Annotated in this window: 2 protein-coding genes and 1 pseudogene; 2 read left to right on the top strand and 1 reads right to left on the bottom strand. The window is 61.0% G+C overall.

Features of this window, described 5'->3' with window-relative positions:
* Positions 1 to 267 precede the first annotated feature (267 nt).
* Positions 268 to 783, bottom strand: coding sequence for a DUF2285 domain-containing protein (locus EOA49_RS27095; RefSeq protein ID WP_245329899.1), 516 nt, complete (start codon positions 781 to 783; stop codon positions 268 to 270).
* 815 nt (positions 784 to 1,598) lie between these two features.
* On the opposite strand from EOA49_RS27095, the gene EOA49_RS27090 reads away from it, so the two are divergent.
* Both EOA49_RS27090 and EOA49_RS33165 read left to right on the top strand, forming a co-directional pair.
* A complete protein-coding gene (locus tag EOA49_RS27090; protein WP_281007607.1) occupies positions 1,599 to 2,075 on the top strand; it encodes a transposase in 477 nt (158 codons plus the stop codon).
* 799 nt (positions 2,076 to 2,874) lie between these two features.
* A pseudogene (locus EOA49_RS33165) lies at positions 2,875 to 3,120 on the top strand (hypothetical protein); the annotation flags it as partial.

The raw sequence follows: 3,120 nt of genomic DNA, 5'->3' as shown, positions 1-3,120 counted from the left end.
AACCCAACCCTACCGAAGAACATCGATGACCGCCGCTGCGCCGCTCGCTCGCTACAGCGCTGTTGAGGGCGCGCTCGCGAGCGGCTTCGCTATCGCCGACCTACACCACGCGGTGGGACACGACCCCGATCTCATTTCGGCATCGACAAGTTAGGCCAGAGCGCACCTTGCAAGGCGCCATGCAGACCTGTCGGCGGGCGAACTGTTGGTGACGGGTCAGCTGCGAGCGAACGTCATCCACTGACGCACAGCGTGGACTGTCGCTTTTCAAATTAGGAAATCTCTGTAGCCACCATTCATGAGCGCGCGGCCACGCGAGACGGCCCGACGGATGCGGTCGCGCAGATGATCGCGAGGATCCGCCCAGTCGGCATGGACGCGCCGTTGACCGATGAGAACTTCGGCGAGCTCGCGATGTGGTGCTCCGGCGAGCGAACCGTCGAGCGCACGAAGAACGAAGGACAAACGGACGCCACGCTTTTCCGGCGCAAACAAGCGGGGGGGCAACTGTTGCCCTAGACTGAGAGCATTGAGGCACTCCAGTCCCCTCAGTCGATGCTTTAAAAGCACCGCGGGCCAGATGGCTTGAGTATGCAGGCAAACAGGGTGGAGGATATTCGCGCCCGAGACGGCGAGCTGCAGCGCGTGGTCCGCATTGCGAAGAAGAACATGCTGGCTCTTGTCGGGCGCCAGCAGGACGGTTGCACGACAGGGCAATGCCGAGAGTTCGAACGGCGGTGTCGGCGACGAGGCAGGCAACCGTTCCGCAATGACCGGCAGCACATGGACGCACCAGAGCGGACACCAGAATACGACCGAAGCCCGGCCACAAGACTCCGCGAAACAGAACACCCCAGCGTGACAGGTCGCCGACCGACGCGACCATATCGAGAAAGGGTTGGAGAGACCAAGTCTTGCAATGCTGGCGCGCAGCGGTCAGATCGCGCTGGAACGCCGGGTTGCGGCGTAAGAACTCCCAAGCCCACTCCCGCAGCGTCAGGCCAGCGGTGTAGTCGTATGATCTTTCATCCCGCCAATCTGCCTGATCCGCGCCAGTCAGGAGATTCATGACTGACACCCCCTGCCCGCGCCTGCGTGCGTCGAAACATTATGCCACTTCGCAAAGCACCGGCGAAGGCAGCAGACGTCGAAGGCACCTTTTTGTTGAAGCGTTCGGCATTGGCACTGGCGACGACACAAGATGTGCCCAAATTGCCACCAGACCGTCGAACGGGCACAGCGACGGCCAGCGCGACCAGGGCACGCCAAGGGAATTGATTCCGTAACGGTCATCGGCTCCTGCGTCGCGATCCAGACGTTCCTTGAAGGCGCAGTAGCGGGGCAGTGGATCGCACGCTGCTTGTCGGCAAGTTGTCGTAGCGGCGGCGCCATAGGCACGGTCATCGGAGGGTCTCCTGCGGCAAGTTTTCGCCATTGGAGGCCAATCTCCCCGCTATGGCAGCCTGTGCAGTTGCACAGGTGAAGCGGACCAATCAGGGGGAGCTATGGCGGAAACTGGGTGATGACGGTTTGAGGAGAGCGGCGTATCGAGGCGGGTGACGAAGCCTGCCAGTACCTCTCAAGGAGAGCGATACGCCATGAACGAGACTATCAACATTGTTTGCCTTCGTCAGCCCGACGAAATCGGTGATACCCTGACGGATGTACTTCGCAGCGGCGCGCGCAAATTGCTTGCGCAGGCGATCGAGATGGAAGCCGAGGCGTATGCTAAGGCGGTCGACTGCCTGACGAAGGATCAGAATGCGTCGCTGGCGTTCTACGATTTCCCCGCCGAACACTGGGATCATCTGCGAAGGTCCAATCCCATCGAAAGCGTCTTTGCGACCGTTCGCCACCGCACGGTGCGTACCAAGGGCTCGCTATCCTCGAAAACCGCCCAGCTGATGGTCTTCAAGCTGGTCATGGCCGCGGCCAGGACGTGGCGACGATTGAAAGGACAAAATCAGTTGCCGGAACTCATCGCAGGTGCCAGGTTCCTGGACGGAATCGAGGTCATCGAAAACGAAGCCGCAGAGCGCCGCTTGATCAGCCTCGTCACCCAAATTCCAGCATAGCTCCATCGGAACTGCCAGCCTTCCTTGCCGATCAGGCGCAGATCAGCGCTGACGATACCGAGGACGGCGACGGCGATCACCTCCAGGTCGCCGAGTAACGACCCTCAAAACACCGCACTGGGCCCGGCCGTCCCATCGGGCCTTTTCTGTTTCTGGACAAGGAGCAAACATATGTCCGCAAGCGACATTTACGAGAATGCCCCACCCGGGAAGCCTGATCAACTATGGTGATCGTGCCCCCAAACCGCTCGCCCGACAGGACCGTCTCATGAACGCCCTTCCCGCACGAGCCGCCGGCATTCCGGCTGGCTTCCTCGATCAGACCGCGTCCGACCGGACCAGCCGCGCCACCCGGATTCTGCATGCCGCCGACCAGATCACGCCCTTTCTCGAACGGGGTCGGCCGATCGACGCGAATGCAAGGGAGCGGGCTTTGCAAAGACCGGCAAGGCAGAATGGGATTCCTGGGAACTGGTCGAGGCCAGCCTGAACCGGTATCTTGTGCCTGCCCTCGGGAGTCGCTCTATCCACCATGTGACCGACACCGACATTGCTAACATCACCAAGAAGATCGTCGCCGGGGGTCACCCGCAAGCGGCTAACACGGCCTTCTGGTATATGCGGGCATTTTTCAACTGGTGTCGCAAACCGCCGCAACGGCTCACCGCGGTTTCCCCGCGAACGGATTGGAAAAGCCGGTACGGGCTGTGAGCCCGAACCGAGCGATATCGGCTATTCGTTCGGCCCCATCGTCAAGCTGCTCATGCTGACCGGACAGAGGCGTACGGAAGTTGCCGCGATGCGTTGGTCTGAACTCAGCCTTGAAGCCGGAACATGGGAACTATCGGGTGACCGCACGAAGAACGAAGAGCCTACGCTTATTCCGCTGTCCACACTGGCGGTGTCGGTCCCCCAGTCGTACCGAAGACCAATGACACGTTTGTTTTCCCTGCGAGGGGCAACGGCTTTGGAGAACTGGACCCTTCACGATCTGCGCAGGACGCTCGCGACAAATCTCGGCAGGCGGCAGGTATTGCCACACGTC

The sequence above is a fragment of the Mesorhizobium sp. M1A.F.Ca.IN.020.04.1.1 genome (assembly GCF_003997315.1).
In the GTDB taxonomy this organism is placed as follows: domain Bacteria; phylum Pseudomonadota; class Alphaproteobacteria; order Rhizobiales; family Rhizobiaceae; genus Mesorhizobium.
This window is presented reverse-complemented; position numbering and strand designations above follow the sequence as displayed.

What these genes read in the sequence shown, in the direction of transcription:
- EOA49_RS27090 (WP_281007607.1), top strand. Translation starts at nt 1,599, where the DNA reads ATGAACGAGACTATCAACATTGTTTGCCTTCGTCAGCCCGACGAAATC.